Origin of the sequence: Allobosea caraganae, assembly GCF_003351345.1 — a bacterium.
Taxonomy (GTDB): Bacteria; Pseudomonadota; Alphaproteobacteria; order Rhizobiales; family Beijerinckiaceae; genus Allobosea; species Allobosea caraganae.
This window is the reverse complement of sequence record NZ_QQTO01000019.1, coordinates 647,062-660,853: the sequence shown is the minus strand read 5'-3', so window position 1 is coordinate 660,853 and position 13,792 is coordinate 647,062. Positions and strand designations below refer to the sequence as shown.

The 13,792-nt window shown below is 65.2% G+C and carries 26 protein-coding genes; 3 read left to right on the top strand and 23 right to left on the bottom strand.

Going from position 1 to position 13,792, the window contains the following annotated elements:
- Window positions 1-95 precede the first annotated feature (95 nt).
- A complete protein-coding gene (locus DWF00_RS11385; protein ID WP_114827671.1) occupies window positions 96-548 on the top strand; it encodes a GNAT family N-acetyltransferase in 453 nt (150 codons plus the stop codon).
- Between the two features lie 65 nt (window positions 549-613).
- Here DWF00_RS11385 and rplQ read toward each other — a convergent pair whose 3' ends face one another.
- From rplQ to rpsM, 4 genes are all read right to left on the bottom strand, one after another.
- On the bottom strand, window positions 614-1,030 hold the full coding sequence (rplQ, locus tag DWF00_RS11380; protein WP_114827670.1) for a 50S ribosomal protein L17: 417 nt from the start codon (window positions 1,028-1,030) through the stop codon (window positions 614-616).
- Window positions 1,031-1,139: 109 nt separating this feature from the next.
- Window positions 1,140-2,156, bottom strand: coding sequence for a DNA-directed RNA polymerase subunit alpha (locus tag DWF00_RS11375; RefSeq protein ID WP_114827669.1), 1,017 nt, complete (start codon window positions 2,154-2,156; stop codon window positions 1,140-1,142).
- 91 nt (window positions 2,157-2,247) lie between these two features.
- The gene (gene rpsK / locus DWF00_RS11370) at window positions 2,248-2,637 is read right to left on the bottom strand and encodes a 30S ribosomal protein S11 (RefSeq protein ID WP_043237079.1); all 390 of its coding nucleotides are present in this window, start codon (window positions 2,635-2,637) and stop codon (window positions 2,248-2,250) included.
- Between the two features lie 112 nt (window positions 2,638-2,749).
- Window positions 2,750-3,118, bottom strand: coding sequence for a 30S ribosomal protein S13 (rpsM, locus tag DWF00_RS11365; RefSeq protein WP_114827668.1), 369 nt, complete (start codon window positions 3,116-3,118; stop codon window positions 2,750-2,752).
- Between the two features lie 285 nt (window positions 3,119-3,403).
- Here rpsM and DWF00_RS11360 point away from each other — a divergent pair, with 285 nt between their 5' ends.
- Window positions 3,404-3,685 (top strand): toxin-antitoxin system TumE family protein, encoded by a 282-nt coding sequence (locus DWF00_RS11360; RefSeq protein WP_114827667.1) that lies wholly within the window; start codon window positions 3,404-3,406, stop codon window positions 3,683-3,685.
- The gene (locus DWF00_RS11355) at window positions 3,682-4,032 is read left to right on the top strand and encodes an HVO_A0114 family putative DNA-binding protein (protein ID WP_114827666.1); all 351 of its coding nucleotides are present in this window, start codon (window positions 3,682-3,684) and stop codon (window positions 4,030-4,032) included. The genes DWF00_RS11360 and DWF00_RS11355 overlap by 4 nt, the downstream gene beginning before the upstream one ends.
- Window positions 4,033-4,056: 24 nt before the next feature.
- On the opposite strand, the gene DWF00_RS11350 is transcribed toward DWF00_RS11355, so the two are convergent.
- From DWF00_RS11350 to rplB, 19 genes are all read right to left on the bottom strand, one after another.
- Entirely contained in the window at window positions 4,057-4,641 is a 585-nt protein-coding gene (locus DWF00_RS11350) for an adenylate kinase (protein ID WP_114827665.1), read from the bottom strand.
- Window positions 4,641-5,978 carry a preprotein translocase subunit SecY gene (gene secY, locus DWF00_RS11345; RefSeq protein ID WP_114827664.1) on the bottom strand — a complete coding sequence of 446 codons (1,338 nt, stop codon included), beginning with the start codon at window positions 5,976-5,978 and terminating at the stop codon, window positions 4,641-4,643. The genes DWF00_RS11350 and secY overlap by 1 nt, the downstream gene beginning before the upstream one ends.
- A gap of 158 nt (window positions 5,979-6,136) precedes the next feature.
- The gene (gene rplO / locus DWF00_RS11340; RefSeq protein ID WP_114827663.1) at window positions 6,137-6,616 is read right to left on the bottom strand and encodes a 50S ribosomal protein L15; all 480 of its coding nucleotides are present in this window, start codon (window positions 6,614-6,616) and stop codon (window positions 6,137-6,139) included.
- Between the two features lie 13 nt (window positions 6,617-6,629).
- The gene (gene rpmD / locus DWF00_RS11335; RefSeq protein WP_114828018.1) at window positions 6,630-6,824 is read right to left on the bottom strand and encodes a 50S ribosomal protein L30; all 195 of its coding nucleotides are present in this window, start codon (window positions 6,822-6,824) and stop codon (window positions 6,630-6,632) included.
- Window positions 6,825-6,834: 10 nt separating this feature from the next.
- Window positions 6,835-7,398: a 30S ribosomal protein S5 gene (gene rpsE / locus DWF00_RS11330; protein ID WP_114827662.1), complete on the bottom strand. Its 564-nt coding sequence runs from the start codon at window positions 7,396-7,398 to the stop codon at window positions 6,835-6,837.
- Between the two features lie 77 nt (window positions 7,399-7,475).
- Window positions 7,476-7,838 (bottom strand): 50S ribosomal protein L18, encoded by a 363-nt coding sequence (rplR, locus tag DWF00_RS11325; protein ID WP_114827661.1) that lies wholly within the window; start codon window positions 7,836-7,838, stop codon window positions 7,476-7,478.
- An 11-nt stretch (window positions 7,839-7,849) separates the two neighbouring features.
- Window positions 7,850-8,383, bottom strand: a complete 534-nt coding sequence (rplF, locus tag DWF00_RS11320) for a 50S ribosomal protein L6 (protein ID WP_114827660.1) — start codon at window positions 8,381-8,383, stop codon at window positions 7,850-7,852.
- Window positions 8,384-8,415: 32 nt separating this feature from the next.
- Window positions 8,416-8,814 (bottom strand): 30S ribosomal protein S8, encoded by a 399-nt coding sequence (gene rpsH, locus DWF00_RS11315; protein ID WP_114827659.1) that lies wholly within the window; start codon window positions 8,812-8,814, stop codon window positions 8,416-8,418.
- A gap of 12 nt (window positions 8,815-8,826) precedes the next feature.
- Complete coding sequence (gene rpsN, locus DWF00_RS11310; protein WP_114827658.1) at window positions 8,827-9,132, bottom strand: 30S ribosomal protein S14; 306 nt, start codon at window positions 9,130-9,132, stop codon at window positions 8,827-8,829.
- A gap of 36 nt (window positions 9,133-9,168) precedes the next feature.
- Entirely contained in the window at window positions 9,169-9,735 is a 567-nt protein-coding gene (gene rplE, locus DWF00_RS11305) for a 50S ribosomal protein L5 (protein WP_114827657.1), read from the bottom strand.
- Window positions 9,728-10,045 (bottom strand): 50S ribosomal protein L24, encoded by a 318-nt coding sequence (gene rplX / locus DWF00_RS11300; RefSeq protein WP_043237098.1) that lies wholly within the window; start codon window positions 10,043-10,045, stop codon window positions 9,728-9,730. Before rplX ends, rplE begins: the two co-directional genes overlap by 8 nt.
- Entirely contained in the window at window positions 10,045-10,413 is a 369-nt protein-coding gene (gene rplN, locus DWF00_RS11295) for a 50S ribosomal protein L14 (RefSeq protein ID WP_043237099.1), read from the bottom strand. Before rplN ends, rplX begins: the two co-directional genes overlap by 1 nt.
- A gap of 217 nt (window positions 10,414-10,630) precedes the next feature.
- Window positions 10,631-10,873 carry a 30S ribosomal protein S17 gene (gene rpsQ / locus DWF00_RS11290; RefSeq protein WP_114827656.1) on the bottom strand — a complete coding sequence of 81 codons (243 nt, stop codon included), beginning with the start codon at window positions 10,871-10,873 and terminating at the stop codon, window positions 10,631-10,633.
- 11 nt (window positions 10,874-10,884) lie between these two features.
- Window positions 10,885-11,097, bottom strand: coding sequence for a 50S ribosomal protein L29 (gene rpmC / locus DWF00_RS11285; protein ID WP_114827655.1), 213 nt, complete (start codon window positions 11,095-11,097; stop codon window positions 10,885-10,887).
- A 10-nt stretch (window positions 11,098-11,107) separates the two neighbouring features.
- Complete coding sequence (gene rplP, locus DWF00_RS11280; protein WP_114827654.1) at window positions 11,108-11,521, bottom strand: 50S ribosomal protein L16; 414 nt, start codon at window positions 11,519-11,521, stop codon at window positions 11,108-11,110.
- Between the two features lie 18 nt (window positions 11,522-11,539).
- The gene (rpsC, locus tag DWF00_RS11275; protein WP_114827653.1) at window positions 11,540-12,253 is read right to left on the bottom strand and encodes a 30S ribosomal protein S3; all 714 of its coding nucleotides are present in this window, start codon (window positions 12,251-12,253) and stop codon (window positions 11,540-11,542) included.
- A 10-nt stretch (window positions 12,254-12,263) separates the two neighbouring features.
- A complete protein-coding gene (rplV, locus tag DWF00_RS11270; RefSeq protein ID WP_114827652.1) occupies window positions 12,264-12,644 on the bottom strand; it encodes a 50S ribosomal protein L22 in 381 nt (126 codons plus the stop codon).
- A 3-nt stretch (window positions 12,645-12,647) separates the two neighbouring features.
- Window positions 12,648-12,926: a 30S ribosomal protein S19 gene (rpsS, locus tag DWF00_RS11265; RefSeq protein WP_114827651.1), complete on the bottom strand. Its 279-nt coding sequence runs from the start codon at window positions 12,924-12,926 to the stop codon at window positions 12,648-12,650.
- An 8-nt stretch (window positions 12,927-12,934) separates the two neighbouring features.
- Window positions 12,935-13,777 carry a 50S ribosomal protein L2 gene (rplB, locus tag DWF00_RS11260; protein ID WP_114827650.1) on the bottom strand — a complete coding sequence of 281 codons (843 nt, stop codon included), beginning with the start codon at window positions 13,775-13,777 and terminating at the stop codon, window positions 12,935-12,937.
- Window positions 13,778-13,792: the final 15 nt, after the last annotated feature.

The window sequence follows — 13,792 nt, the reverse complement described above, 5'->3', positions numbered from 1 at the left end:
GACAAGGCAGCACAAAGGACAGCATCGCAGCCGGACGCTGGCTCGCGTTCACCTGGCATCGTAGAACGCTGACGCCGTGCGACCGAGGATCGTGCATGCCCGACTTCATCATCCGCCCCGTGGTCGCATCCGACTGGGAACAATGGCTGCCGCTCTGGACCACCTTCGTCGGCTTCAACAGCGTTGCCGCATCCGACGGCGTCACGCGCACGACCTGGGCGCGGTTTCTCGACGATAACGAGCCGGTCCACGCCCTGGTCGCCGAGCGCGGCGGCAGGCTTCTCGGCCTGGCCCACTATATCTTCCACCGCAACACGCTGACGATCGCCCCCGTCTGCTATCTCCAGAACCTGTTCACGAGCGAGCAGGAGCGCGGCCAGGGCATCGGCCGAAAGCTGATCGAGGCCGTCTGCGCGGCAGCCGAGCAAGCGGGCTCTCCCCGCGTCTACTGGTTGACGGACGAAGCCAACGCGTCAGCCATGAGCCTCTACGACAAGCTCGCCGACCGCACGGGCTACGTCCACTACCGCAGGAACCTCGAGCAATAGCGGCGGCCAAAGAAAAAGGGCGGCCCGAAGGCCGCCCTCTCATCTCAAAGCGCTGGCGAAACCGCTCAGGCCGCCTGATCGTCCGCGGTGAAGACCGGGCCCGAATCCTTGCCCTTGGCGTCGACGTCGCGATCGACGAACTCGATCACGGCGAGCGGGGCGTTGTCGCCGAAGCGGAAGCCGGCCTTCATGATGCGGAGATAGCCGCCATTGCGCTCCTTGTAGCGCGGGCCGAGCACCGCGAAGAGCTTGCCGACCAGGACGACGTCCTTGATCTGCGCGATCGCCTGGCGGCGGGCGTGCAGGTCGCCGCGCTTGGCCAGGGTCACCAGCTTCTCGACGACCGGACGCAGGTCCTTGGCCTTCGGCAGCGTGGTGGTGATCTGCTCGTGCTTGATCAGGGCCTGGGACATGTTGGCGAACATCGCCTTGCGATGCTCGGTCGTGCGGTTGAAACGGCGACCGCGAAATCCATGACGCATGGTTTGGCTCCTTGGTTGATTACGGCCGCCGTGCCACGGAACGGCCGTCCATTATGCTCCGGCTGAGTGCGCCGGGCGGGGATTGGCGCGGGAGAACCCCGCGCCGGGATCAGTAATGCTCCTCGAAGCGCTTCGCGAGCTCTTCGATGTTCTCCGGCGGCCAGCCCTGCACGTCCATGCCGAGGTGGAGGCCCATGGTGGCGAGCACTTCCTTGATCTCGTTCAGCGACTTGCGGCCGAAGTTCGGGGTGCGCAGCATCTCGCCCTCCGACTTCTGGATCAGGTCGCCGATATAGACGATGTTGTCGTTCTTCAGGCAGTTCGCCGAGCGGACCGAGAGCTCGAGCTCGTCGACCTTCTTGAGCAGCGCCGGGTTGAAGGGCAGCTGCGGCGCAGTCGAGACGGCCTCTTCCTTGCGCGGCTCCTCGAAGGTGATGAAGACGGCGAGCTGGTCCTGCAGGATGCGGGCGGCGAGCGCCAGCGCGTCCTCAGGCGAAACCGAGCCGTTGGTCTCGATCTGCATGGTCAGCATGTCGCGGTCGAGGTTCTGGCCCTCGCGGGTGTTCTCGACGCGGTAGGAGACCTTCTTGACCGGCGAGTACAGGCTGTCGACCGGAATCAGGCCGATCGGCGCGTCTTCCGGGCGGTTCTGCTCGGAGGGGACGTAGCCCTTGCCGGTGTTGACCGTGAACTCCATGCGGATCTCGGCGCCCTCGTCCAGCGTGCAGAGCACGAGGTCGGGGTTGAGGATCGAGACGTCGCCGATGGTGTTGATGTCGCCGGCGGTGACGGTGCCCGGGCCCGACTTGCGCAGGGTCATGCGCTTGGGACCCTCGCCCTGCATCTTGATCGAGATCGCCTTGATGTTCAGGACGATGTCGGTGACGTCCTCGCGGACGCCCGGGATCGACGAGAACTCATGCAGCACGCCGTCGATCTGGACGGCGGTCACGGCCGCGCCCTGGAGCGAGGACAGCAGCACGCGGCGCAGGGCGTTGCCGAGCGTCATGCCGAAGCCGCGCTCGAGCGGACGCGCGATCACGGTGGCCTGACGCTTCGGGTCGTCTCCGACCTTCACTTCGAGCTTGTTCGGCTTGGACAGATCCTGCCAGTTCTTGCTGATCACGAGCGCACTCCTGGTGCTTCATCTCTCGGCGGCGACGGGCCGCCCCGTACCGGCGCCCGCCATTGCGAGCGCCGCAGTCCCAAACCCGCTCTCAGACGCGGCGGCGCTTGCGCGGCCGGCAGCCATTGTGCGGGATCGGCGTCACGTCGCGGATCGAGGTGACGGTGAAGCCGGCGGCCTGCAGCGCGCGCAGCGCCGACTCACGGCCCGAACCCGGACCGGTGACCTCGACCTCGAGGGTGCGCATGCCGTGCTCGGCAGCCTTGCGGGCGGCGTCCTCGGCCGCGACCTGGGCCGCATAGGGGGTCGACTTGCGCGAGCCCTTGAAACCCATCGTGCCGGCCGAGGACCACGAGATCGTGTTGCCCTGCGCGTCGGTGATGGTGATCATGGTGTTGTTGAACGAGGCGTTCACGTGGGCGACGCCGGAGACGATGTTCTTGCGTTCGCGACGACGGACGCGTTGGGCTTCCTTGGCCATAGTCTTTCTTCCATCCTTCAGGCGCGCCCGTCATTCCAGGCGCTGGGGATGCCGCCTGCCCGCAATGGGGCCAGGCGACGCAGAGAGCGGACCGGATTGCGGCCCGCCGAAATTACTTCTTCTTGCCGGCGATCGGCTTCGCCTTGCCCTTGCGGGTGCGGGCGTTGGTATGGGTGCGCTGGCCGCGGACCGGCAGCGAACGGCGATGGCGCAGGCCGCGATAGCAGCCGAGGTCCATCAGGCGCTTGATGTTCATCGAGACTTCGCGGCGCAGGTCGCCCTCGACGAGGTAGTCGCGGTCGATCGCCTCGCGGATCTGGAGCACCTCGGCGTCGGTGAGCTGGTTGACGCGACGCTCGGCGGCGATGCCGACCTTGGTGCAGATCTCCTGCGCCTTGGAGGCGCCGATGCCGTGGATATACTGCAAGCCGATGACGACGCGCTTGCCGGTCGGGATGTTGACACCCGCGATACGAGCCATAGTCTCTCTCCATGTCGCCCCGGCGCCCGATGGCGGCCGCGGCCGTGAAATGAAAGCCCTGCGTCCGGTGGAGGCCGGCCCATGCAGGCGTTGAACGGAAGCACGCGAGAATGCGACGCCATCCCTTCTCGCGAAGGCATCGGCATCGCCACATGAAACCGGATGGGGCTCGTTAGTCGCTTTGGACCGAGGAGTCAACTCGCTTTTAGCGCCCCAGCGGCTCGGCCGGAACATGCGGGCGATGTACGCATTTACATCAGCGCGTATGATGGCCTAAATTACATCATGAAAGCCGCCTTGCTGATCAGCCGCCGGATCGTCCTGGCGGAGGACGCGTTTGCCGAGCTGAAGGTCTGGCATGTGCCGACGTCGGTGCCGGCCAGCGCGCATGGCTATAAATATCGCCTCGCCTATGTGGTGCGGGATGAATGCCTGCTCCGCTACGACAACGAGCGCGGCAAGGGCGATCACAAGCACGTCGGCGAGGTCGAGCAGCCCTACTCCTTCTCGACCATTGAAACGTTGATCGACGACTTCTTCAGGGACATCGAAGGGTTGAGGCCATGAACACCCTGACTATCCGAATCGAGAGCCTTCAAGACGTTGCCAAGGCCATCCGCGCCACGCTGGCTGCGGGCAAGGCGGAAGGCAGCGCCGGCCTGAGCTTCGTCGACTATGAGACGATGCACCGCGTCCTCTCGCCCAAGCGCCTCGACGTCGTCCGGGCCATGGCGGGCCAGGGGCCGATCTCATATCGCGAGGTCGCGCGGCGCGTCGGGAGGGACTTCAAGGGCGTCCATTCCGACCTGACGGCGCTCATCCAGGCTGGCGTCGTCGACCGGACTGAGGACGGCGTCCTGTTCCCCTATGATGCCCTGCATTTCGAGTTCGACATCCGCGCCAGCGCCGCGTGAGGCGCCGGCTGTCGAACTCGCGGCTCAGTGCCCCGCGAGCGCCTTCTCGATCGCCGCCGTCACCTCGTCGATCGGCTTCATGCCGTCGATCGCGGTGAGCTGGCCGCGCTTGGCGTAATAGGGCGCCACGACCGCTGTATCCCGGTTGTACGCCTCGAGGCGGGTCTTGAAGACCTCCGGGTCGTCGTCCTTGCGCACCGGCTGGCCGGCCGCCCTCGCCTCTTCGGCGCGGCGCACGATGCGGTCGACGAGCTTGTCCTGGTCGACCCTGAGCTCCAGCACCGCGTCGAGCGGCAGGCCCTTGGACTCGAGCATGACGTCGAGCGCCTCGGCCTGCGCCAGCGTGCGCGGGAAGCCGTCGAGGATGAAGCCCCGCTTGGCGTCCGGCTCCGCGATCCGGTCGGCGACGATGCCGATGACGATCTCGTCCGAGACGAGCCCGCCCGCATCCATCACCGCCTTCGCCTTGATTCCGATCGGCGTGCCCGCCGCCACTGCGGCCCTGAGCATGTCCCCCGTCGAGAGCTGCGGAATCCCGTGCTTCTCGACGATACGGGTTGCCTGAGTACCTTTACCCGCCCCCGGCGGACCCAGGAAGATCAATCGCATCAGCGCCTCGCCCCTCGCAGCTTCGCCTTCTTCACCAGGCCCTCGTACTGATGGGCCAGCAAATGCCCATGGACTTGCGCCACGGTATCCATCGTCGTCGTCACCACGATCAGCAGCGAGGTGCCGCCGAGCAGGATGATCGGAATCTGAGCATAGGTGATCATGAACTCGGGGATAAGGCAGACGATGGTCAGATAGCCTGCCCCGAGAACGGTGATGCGCGTCAGCACCCGGTCGATATGCTCCGCGGTGCGCTCGCCCGGCCGGATGCCCGGCATGAAGCCGCCATGCTTCTTGAGGTTGTCCGCCGTCTCGACCGGATTGAACACGATCGCGGTGTAGAAGAAGCAGAAGAAGATGATCAGCAGCGCGTAGAGCACCATGAACAGTGGCCGGCCATGCGCCAGATAGGTCGCCATGATCGACAGGAAGCCGGTGCCGCCCGAAGCCTGCGAGAAGCTCGCCACCGTGGTCGGCAGCAGCAGCAGCGACGAGGCGAAGATCGGCGGGATGACGCCCGAGGTGTTGAGCTTCAGCGGCAGGAACGAGGTCTGGCCCTCATAGAGCCGGTTGCCGACCTGGCGCTTGGGGTAGTTGATCAGCAGCCGGCGCTGGGCCCGCTCCATGAACACGCAGAAGGCGATGACGCAGACGGCCATGACCAGGATCAGCAGCAGCAGCCCGGTCGAGATCGCGCCCTGGCGGCCGAGCTCGAGGGTCTGGGCCAGCTGCGCCGGGAACTCGGCGATGATGCCCGCGAAGATGATCATCGAGGTGCCGTTGCCGATGCCGCGGCTGGTGATCTGCTCGCCGAGCCAGAGCAGGAACATCGTGCCGCCGACCAGCGTGATCGTGGTCGAGATCAGGAAGAACGTGCCGGGTTCATGCACCAGGTTGCCCGAGCCCTGCAGGCCCACGGCGATGGCCCAGGCCTGGAACAGCGCCAGCACCAGCGTCAGGTAGCGGGTGTACTGGTTCAGGATCTTGCGGCCGGCCTCGCCTTCCTTCTTCAGCGCCTCGAAGCTCGGGATCACGCTCGAGAGCAGCTGAACGATGATCGAGGCCGAAATGTAGGGCATGATGTTCAAGGCGAAGATCGCCAGACGCCCGACGGCGCCGCCCGAGAACATGTTGAACAGGCCGAGCACGCCCGACTGCGACTGCTTGAACAGGTCGGCGACGGCATCGGGGTTCATGCCCGGCAGCGGGACATAGGTGCCGAGCCGGTAGATGATCAGCGCGCCCAGCGTGAACCAGATGCGCTTCTTCAGCTCATCCGCCTTGGCGAATGCGCCGAAATTCAGATTTGCCGCAAGCTGTTCAGCCGCCGATGCCATGCGTCCGGTCCTTGAGTCGTAGATAGATCACCGAAGCGCAATGTACGCCCGAAAACCGCTTCGCGTTTTCGGCATCACGCTTTGCGTCCAACAGTCAAACGGCGGCCAAGGGCTTCTGGCCCGGCCGCCGTTCGCAATCGCTCATGTAAGCGCTGGTGTCACGCCTGTGAAGCGGCAGCCGCCAGGATCTTCACCGAACCGCCAGCCTTCTCGATCGCCTCGACGGCCGACTTCGACGCACCGGCCACCTCGAAGGCGAGCTTCGCCTTCAATTCGCCGACGCCGAGGATCTTGACGCCGTCCTTGGCCTGCCGCGTGATCACGCCGGCCGAAACCAGCGCCTCGATGGTGACGACGCCCTTGCCGTCGAGCTTGCCGGCCTCGACCGCCTGCTGGATGCGCCCGAGGTTGACCTCGTTCAGATCCTTGGCGAACAGGTTGTGGAAGCCGCGCTTGGGCAGGCGGCGATAGAGCGGCATCTGGCCGCCTTCGAAGCCCTTGACCGCGACGCCGGCACGGGCCTTCTGACCCTTGACACCACGGCCGCCGGTCTTGCCCTTGCCGGAGCCGATGCCACGGCCGACGCGGATGCGCGACTTGTGCGCGCCTTCATTGTCACGGATGTCTGTGAGTTTCATCGGACAATCCCCCTCACTTCGCGTCGACGACGCGGACGAGGTGCCTGACCTTGTCGATCATGCCACGCACGGCAGGCGTATCGACCAGGGTCGAGCGCCGACGGATCTTGTTCAGGCCGAGACCGATCAGGGTCTGGCGCTGCGACGCCTCGCGGCGGATCGGGCTACCGATCTGCTCGACGACGACGGTGGTTTCACCCTTTGCCATCACCCAGCCCTCACGCTTCGGCCGCGGCATCGGTGCCGGCATCGCGACGACGCGTCTGCAGGGCCGAGACCTTGAGCGAACGGCGCGCAGCGACGCTGCGCGGGCTGTCCTCGTTCTTCAGCGCGTCGAAAGTCGCGCGGACGAGGTTGTAGGGGTTCGAGGAGCCGAGCGACTTCGACACCACGTCCTGCATGCCGACCGCCTCGAAGACGGCGCGCATCGGGCCGCCGGCGATGATGCCGGTACCGGCCGGGGCAGCCCGCAGGATGACCTTGCCGGCGCCATGGCGACCATGGACGTCGTGATGCAGCGTGCGGCCTTCGCGCAGCGGGATGCGGACGAGACCGCGCTTGGCGGCTTCAGTCGCCTTGCGGATCGCCTCCGGCACTTCGCGGGCCTTGCCGTGGCCGAAGCCGACGCGGCCCTTCTGGTCGCCAACGACGACGAGCGCGGCGAAGCCGAAGCGACGCCCGCCCTTCACCACCTTGGCGACGCGGTTGATGTGGACCAGGCGGTCCACGAATTCCGAATCGCGCTCATCGCGATCCTGACGGTCACGAGGTTCTCTCGCCATGTCATTCCTCTTACTTGCGCGGACGAGGCTTCAAGGCACTCGCCGCTCGCTCGAGCGCTCCGGATGGAGCGACGTTCTCAGAAGTTCAGCCCGCCTTCGCGAGCCGCCTCGGCCAGCGCCTTGACGCGGCCATGGTACATGTAGGCGCCGCGGTCGAAGACCACGTCCTTCACGCCGGCCTTGATGGCGCGCTCGGCAATCAGCTTGCCGATCGTGCTCGCGGCCTCGACATTCGCGCCGGACTTGATCTCGGCGCGGATGTCCTTGTCCAGGGTCGAGGCCGAGGCGAGGGTCAGACCCTGCGCGTCGTCGATGACCTGGGCATAGATCTGCTTGCCGGTGCGATGCACCGACAGGCGGGCGCGGCCGTTGGCGACCGCCTTGATGGCGCGACGGACCCGAGCCCGACGGCGCGCAGTGTTTTCTGTCTGCTTGCTCATCGTTCGCGTCCTTACTTCTTCTTGCCTTCCTTGCGGAAGATGAACTCGCCAGCGTACTTGACACCCTTGCCCTTGTAGGGCTCGGGGCCACGATACTCGCGGATCTCCGCGGCGGTCTGGCCGACCACCTGCTTATCGATGCCGGTGACGACGATCTCCGTCGGCTTCGGCGTCACGATCGAGATCCCGGCCGGGATCTCATAGTCGATGTCGTGGCTGTAGCCGAGCGACAGCTTGAGCACCTTGCCGTTGACGGCGGCCTTGTAGCCGACGCCGTTGATCTCGAGCTTCTTCTCGAAGCCGGCGGTGGTGCCGGTCACGAGATTGGCGATGCGGGCACGCGAGGTGCCCCAGAGTGCGCGGGCGCGCTTGGACTGCGAGCGCGGCTGAACGGCGATGGCGCCGTCCTCGAGCGCGACCGAGACGTCCTCCGGAACCACGAAGGACAGCTCGCCCTTCGAGCCCTTGATCTTGACCAGCTGGCCGGTGACGTTGGCGGTGACGCCAGCGGGGACCGGAACAGGCTTTTTACCGATACGAGACATTGGATCTCTCCTGATGAGCAGCGGTGCGAAGGTCAGAAGACCTTGCAGAGCACTTCGCCGCCCACGTTCTGCTCGCGGGCAAGATGATCGGGCATCACACCCTTCGGCGTCGAGACGATGGTCACGCCGAGGCCATCGGCCACGCGGGGCATCGTATCCACCGAAGAGTAGACGCGGCGGCCGGGCTTCGAGACCCGAGAGATCGCGCGGATGACCGGCTGCCCCTCATGGTACTTCAGCTCGATGTCGAACTCGGTCCGGCCATTGCCGAACTCGGTCGTCGAATAGCCGCGGATGTACCCTTCCGACTGCAGCACGTCGAGCACGCGGGCGCGCAGCTTCGAGCCGGGGGTGGTCACGCGGGACTTGCGCCGCATCTGCGCATTGCGGATGCGGGTCAGCATATCGCCAAGCGGATCAATGATCGCCATGATGCGTCCTCCTCACCAGCTCGACTTGACGAGGCCGGGAACCAGCCCCTTGTTGCCGAGCTCGCGCAGAGCAACGCGCGACATCTTCAGCTTGCGGTAGAAAGCGCGCGGGCGGCCGGTCACTTCGCAGCGGTTGCGAATGCGGTTGGCGGCCGAGTTGCGCGGCAGTTCGGCCAGCTTCAGGCGAGCGAGGAAACGCTCGTCCATGGACTGGCTCTCGTCATTGGCGATCGCGAGAAGACGGGCCCGCTTGCCCGCGAATTTCTTCACGAGCTTGCGGCGGCGTTCGTTGTTCTCGACGGAGCTTTTCTTAGCCATCGATCTCTCCTGGTTTCCGCGTATGAGCGGTAAGGCTCACTGCCGGAACGGGAAGTTGAAGTGCTTGAGCAAGGCGCGCGCCTCGTCGTCCGACTTCGCAGTCGTGCAGACGATCACGTCCATGCCCCACACGGCGTCGACCTTGTCGTAGTTGATCTCGGGGAACACGATGTGCTCCTTGATCCCGAGCGCGAAATTGCCGCGCCCGTCGAACGACTTCGGGTTGAGACCACGGAAGTCGCGCACGCGCGGCAAGGCGATGGTGACGAGCCGGTCGACGAACTCGAACATCTTGGTCTTGCGCAGCGTGACCTTGCAGCCCACCGCCATGTTCTCGCGCAGCTTGAAGCCGGCGATGGCGAGGCGGGACTTGGTGATGACCGGCTTCTGGCCGGCGATGAGCGCCAGGTCGCCGGCAGCGCTGTCGACCTTCTTGCGGTCGGCAGTGGCTTCGCCCACGCCCATATTGATGACGACCTTCTCGATCGTCGGCACTTCCATGGCATTCTTGTAGCCGAACTCGGCGATCATCGCCGGACGAACGACGTCCTCGTAATGCTTCTTCATGCGCGGCGTAAGGGCCGCCTGCTGATTCTCAGCCATCGATCAGATCCCCCGAACGCTTGGCGAAACGCACCTTGCGGCCGTCATCGAGCACCTTGAAGCCGACGCGGGTCGGCTTGCCGTCCTTCGGATCGGCGACGGCGAGGTTCGACAGGTCGATCGTCGCTTCCTTGCTGATGATGCCGCCTTCGGACTGCGCCGAGGCCTTGGTGTGCTTCTTCACCAGGTTGACGCCACGCACCACGGCGCGGGCATCCTTGGGCAGGACCTGGAGAACTTCGCCGGCCTTGCCCTTGTCCCGGCCGGCCAGCACGACGACCTTGTCGCCCTTCTTGATCTTCGCAGCCATCACAGCACCTCAGGCGCAAGCGAGATGATCTTCATGTGGTTCTTGGCGCGCAGCTCGCGCGGAACCGGTCCGAAGATACGGGTGCCGACAGGCTCTTTCTGGTTGTTGATCAGCACGGCCGCATTGCGGTCGAAGCGGATCACCGAGCCGTCGGCGCGCTTGACGTCCTTGGCGGTGCGCACGACGACCGCCTTCATGACGTCGCCCTTCTTCACGCGCCCGCGGGGGATGGCTTCCTTGATCGAAACGACGATGATGTCACCGACACCAGCGTACTTACGCTTCGATCCGCCGAGAACCTTGATGCACATCACGCGACGGGCGCCGGAATTATCCGCGACCTCGAGATTCGTCTGCACCTGGATCATGGCCTTGATCCTTCCAAACTAAATATCAGCGCGGTTTCCGGACGCAGCGTCATCGCCGACCCGGACTACGACTGACGGGGGTCGATCGCCCCCTGGCCTCAATCAAAACACGGACCGCAAAAGTGGGACCCACTTCTGCGGCAAGACCATGTTTCACTTAATCTCCGCCCGCTCTCTGATCGCTCGGCCGAATCGACCGAGCGGAAAGCGTACCGACCTACGCCTTGGGGGCGCTGTCGAGCAAAATCCAGCTTTTCAGCTTGGAAATGGGCTTGGACTCCTCGATCCAGACCGTGTCTCCGACCTTGACCACCTGCGCCTCGTCGTGGGCGTGGTAGTTTTTGGTACGGCGCACCGTCTTCTTGAGGAGCGGGTGCGTATAGCGCCGCTCGACCTTGACCACAACAGTTTTATTCTGCTTGTCGCTGACGACGACGCCCTGCAGCACGCGCTTCGGCATTGTCTGGCTCCTCAGGCGCTCGCTGCGACGGTCTTCGACCGCTGCAGCGTCTTGATGCGGGCGATGTCCTTGCGCACTTCGGTGACGCGCGAGGTGTTCTCGAGCTGGCCGGTGGCGCGCTGGAAACGCAGGTTGAACTGCTCCTTCTTGAGCTTGAGAAGCTCGTCCTGGAGCTGATCGACACTCATCACCTTGAGGTCGGAGAGGCGTTGCAAAGCTTTCATGTCGCCCTCCTTACTCGGCGATGCGCTGGATGAAACGGGTCTTGATCGGCAGCTTGGCGGCGCCGAGACGCAGCGCTTCGCGCGCCGTCTCTTCGGCCACGCCGTCGATCTCGAACATGATCCGGCCGGGCTTGACCTTGGCCGCCCAGAATTCTGGCGAGCCCTTGCCCTTACCCATGCGGACTTCCGTCGGCTTCTTCGAAACCGGCACGTCCGGGAAGATACGGATCCAGACGCGGCCGGCACGCTTCATGGCGCGGGTGATGGCGCGGCGGGCAGCCTCGATCTGACGGGCGGTGACGCGCTCGGGCATCAACGCCTTCAGGCCGAACTGGCCGAAATTGAGGTCCGTGCCGCCCTTGGCGACGCCGGAAATGCGCCCCTTGAACTGCTTGCGGAACTTGGTTCGCTTTGGTTGCAACATGGCTCTTCTCGATCAGCCTTACGCGGCATGGTCGCGACGATCGCGACGCTCACCCGAGCGGCCGCCTTCGTCCGACATGCGCTTGTCCTGGGCCATCGGGTCGTGTTCGAGGATCTCGCCCTTGAAGATCCAGACCTTGATGCCGCATGTTCCGTAGGTGGTGAAGGCGGTGCCGACACCATAATCCACGTCGGCGCGCAGCGTGTGCAGCGGCACGCGGCCTTCGCGATACCACTCGAGGCGCGCGATCTCAGCTCCGCCGAGACGGCCAGAGCAGTTGATGCGGATGCCCTCGGCGCCCAGACGCATGGCCGACTGAACGGCCCGCTTCATGGCGCGGCGGAACGCGACGCGGCGCTCGAGCTGCTGGGCGATCGAGTCGGCGACGAGCGTCGCGTCGATCTCGGGCTTGCGCACCTCGACGATGTTGATCGTCACGTCAGCCTTGGTCAGCTTGGTGACTTCCTTGCGGAGCTTCTCGATATCGGCGCCCTTCTTGCCGATCACCACGCCCGGACGAGCCGAGTGGATGGTGACGCGGCACTTCTTGTGCGGGCGCTCGATGATGATCTTCGAGACGGCGGCCTGCTTCAGCAGCTTCATGAGGGCGGCGCGGATCGCCATGTCCTCGTGCAGCAGCTTGCCGTACTCGCCCTTGGCGGCGAACCAGCGCGAATCCCAGGTCCGGTTGATGCCGAGACGAAGGCCGATCGGATTGATTTTCTGACCCATCGTTCTCTCCTCAGGCCTTGGCCGCGACTTCGCGCACCACGATCGTGATGTTCGCGAACGGCTTCAGGATGCGGGCGCCACGACCGCGGGCGCGGGCATGGAAGCGCTTCATGACCAGCGCCTTGCCGACGAAGGCCTGCGCCACGACCAGGTCGTCGACGTCGAGATCATGGTTGTTCTCGGCGTTGGCGATGGCGCTCTGCAGGCACTTGCGCACGTCCAGCGAGATCCGCTTGCGCGAGAACTCGAGATCGGCAAGCGCGGTCGCGACCTTCTTGCCCCGGATGAGCTGGGCGACGAGGTTGAGCTTCTGCGGGCTGACGCGGAGGTTGCGGGCGACCGCAACGGCCTCGTTCTCCGGCAAGGCACGGGGGGCGGATGGCTTTCCCATGGCTTACTTCCTCTTCGCCTTCTTGTCGGCAGCGTGGCCGTGGAAGGTGCGCGTCGGCGAGAACTCGCCGAACTTATGGCCCACCATGTCCTCGGACACGTTCACCGGCACATGCTTGTGGCCGTTGTAGACGCCGAACGTCAGACCGACGAACTGCGGGAGGATCGTGGAGCGACGGCTCCAGATCTTGATGACCTCGGCCCGTCCCGACGAACGGGCGACCTCGGCCTTTTTCAGAAGGTATCCGTCGACGAACGGACCTTTCCAAAGCGAACGCGCCATAACGGACCTCAGTTCTTCTTCTTGCGGGCGTGACGGCTCGACACGATGAACGTATCGGTCCGCTTGTTCGAGCGGGTCTTCTTGCCCTTGGTCGGCTTGCCCCAGGGGGTGACCGGATGCCGGCCGCCCGAGGTGCGGCCTTCGCCGCCGCCATGCGGGTGGTCGACCGGGTTCATCGAGACGCCGCGGTTATGCGGGCGACGACCCAGCCAGCGCGAGCGCCCGGCCTTACCGTCGTTCCGGTTCATGTGGTCCGGATTCGAGACCGCACCGACCGTAGCATAGCACAGGCCGCTGATCAGGCGCTGCTCGCCCGAGTTCAGGCGGACGATGACGTAGCCCTGATCGCGACCGACGACCTGGGCGTAGTTGCCCGCGGACCGCGCCAGAGCGCCGCCCTTGCCGATCTTGAGCTCGACATTGTGGACGATCGTGCCGATCGGCAGCGAGCCCATCGGAGCCGCGTTGCCCGGCTTGACGTCGACGCTGTCGCCGGAGACGACGGTGTCGCCGACGGCCAGGCGCTGCGGCGCCAGGATGTAGGACTGCTCGCCGTCGCTGTACTTGATCAGCGCGATGAAGGCGGTGCGGTTCGGATCATACTCGATCCGCTCCACGGTCGCCGGGATGCCGGCCTTGCCGCGACGCTTGAAGTCGATCAGGCGCAGCGTGCGCTTGTGGCCACCGCCGCGGAAGCGGACGGTGATGCGGCCGAGGTTGTTGCGGCCGCCCGAGGACGACTTGCCCTCGGTCAGCACTTTGACCGGCTTGCCCTTGTAGAGCTCGCTGCGGTCGACGATCACGAGCTGGCGAAGGCTCGGCGTGATCGGCTTGAAGCTTTTCAAAGCCATGATGACGATCCTTCC

Bases quoted from the DNA above. Each gene is read 5' to 3' on its own strand.
- DWF00_RS11385 (WP_114827671.1), top strand. From the start codon at position 96: ATGCCCGACTTCATCATCCGCCCCGTGGTCGCATCCGACTGGGAACAA.
- rplQ (WP_114827670.1), bottom strand. From the start codon at position 1,030: ATGCGTCATGGATTTCGCGGTCGCCGTTTCAACCGCACGACCGAGCAT.
- rpsK (WP_043237079.1), bottom strand. From the start codon at position 2,637: ATGGCCAAGGAAGCCCAACGCGTCCGTCGTCGCGAACGCAAGAACATC.
- rpsM (WP_114827668.1), bottom strand. From the start codon at position 3,118: ATGGCTCGTATCGCGGGTGTCAACATCCCGACCGGCAAGCGCGTCGTC.
- DWF00_RS11360 (WP_114827667.1), top strand. From the start codon at position 3,404: ATGAAAGCCGCCTTGCTGATCAGCCGCCGGATCGTCCTGGCGGAGGAC.
- DWF00_RS11355 (WP_114827666.1), top strand. From the start codon at position 3,682: ATGAACACCCTGACTATCCGAATCGAGAGCCTTCAAGACGTTGCCAAG.
- DWF00_RS11350 (WP_114827665.1), bottom strand. From the start codon at position 4,641: ATGCGATTGATCTTCCTGGGTCCGCCGGGGGCGGGTAAAGGTACTCAG.
- secY (WP_114827664.1), bottom strand. From the start codon at position 5,978: ATGGCATCGGCGGCTGAACAGCTTGCGGCAAATCTGAATTTCGGCGCA.
- rplO (WP_114827663.1), bottom strand. From the start codon at position 6,616: ATGAAACTCACAGACATCCGTGACAATGAAGGCGCGCACAAGTCGCGC.
- rpmD (WP_114828018.1), bottom strand. From the start codon at position 6,824: ATGGCAAAGGGTGAAACCACCGTCGTCGTCGAGCAGATCGGTAGCCCG.
- rpsE (WP_114827662.1), bottom strand. From the start codon at position 7,398: ATGGCGAGAGAACCTCGTGACCGTCAGGATCGCGATGAGCGCGATTCG.
- rplR (WP_114827661.1), bottom strand. From the start codon at position 7,838: ATGAGCAAGCAGACAGAAAACACTGCGCGCCGTCGGGCTCGGGTCCGT.
- rplF (WP_114827660.1), bottom strand. From the start codon at position 8,383: ATGTCTCGTATCGGTAAAAAGCCTGTTCCGGTCCCCGCTGGCGTCACC.
- rpsH (WP_114827659.1), bottom strand. From the start codon at position 8,814: ATGGCGATCATTGATCCGCTTGGCGATATGCTGACCCGCATCCGCAAT.
- rpsN (WP_114827658.1), bottom strand. From the start codon at position 9,132: ATGGCTAAGAAAAGCTCCGTCGAGAACAACGAACGCCGCCGCAAGCTC.
- rplE (WP_114827657.1), bottom strand. From the start codon at position 9,735: ATGGCTGAGAATCAGCAGGCGGCCCTTACGCCGCGCATGAAGAAGCAT.
- rplX (WP_043237098.1), bottom strand. From the start codon at position 10,045: ATGGCTGCGAAGATCAAGAAGGGCGACAAGGTCGTCGTGCTGGCCGGC.
- rplN (WP_043237099.1), bottom strand. From the start codon at position 10,413: ATGATCCAGGTGCAGACGAATCTCGAGGTCGCGGATAATTCCGGCGCC.
- rpsQ (WP_114827656.1), bottom strand. From the start codon at position 10,873: ATGCCGAAGCGCGTGCTGCAGGGCGTCGTCGTCAGCGACAAGCAGAAT.
- rpmC (WP_114827655.1), bottom strand. From the start codon at position 11,097: ATGAAAGCTTTGCAACGCCTCTCCGACCTCAAGGTGATGAGTGTCGAT.
- rplP (WP_114827654.1), bottom strand. From the start codon at position 11,521: ATGTTGCAACCAAAGCGAACCAAGTTCCGCAAGCAGTTCAAGGGGCGC.
- rpsC (WP_114827653.1), bottom strand. From the start codon at position 12,253: ATGGGTCAGAAAATCAATCCGATCGGCCTTCGTCTCGGCATCAACCGG.
- rplV (WP_114827652.1), bottom strand. From the start codon at position 12,644: ATGGGAAAGCCATCCGCCCCCCGTGCCTTGCCGGAGAACGAGGCCGTT.
- rpsS (WP_114827651.1), bottom strand. From the start codon at position 12,926: ATGGCGCGTTCGCTTTGGAAAGGTCCGTTCGTCGACGGATACCTTCTG.
- rplB (WP_114827650.1), bottom strand. From the start codon at position 13,777: ATGGCTTTGAAAAGCTTCAAGCCGATCACGCCGAGCCTTCGCCAGCTC.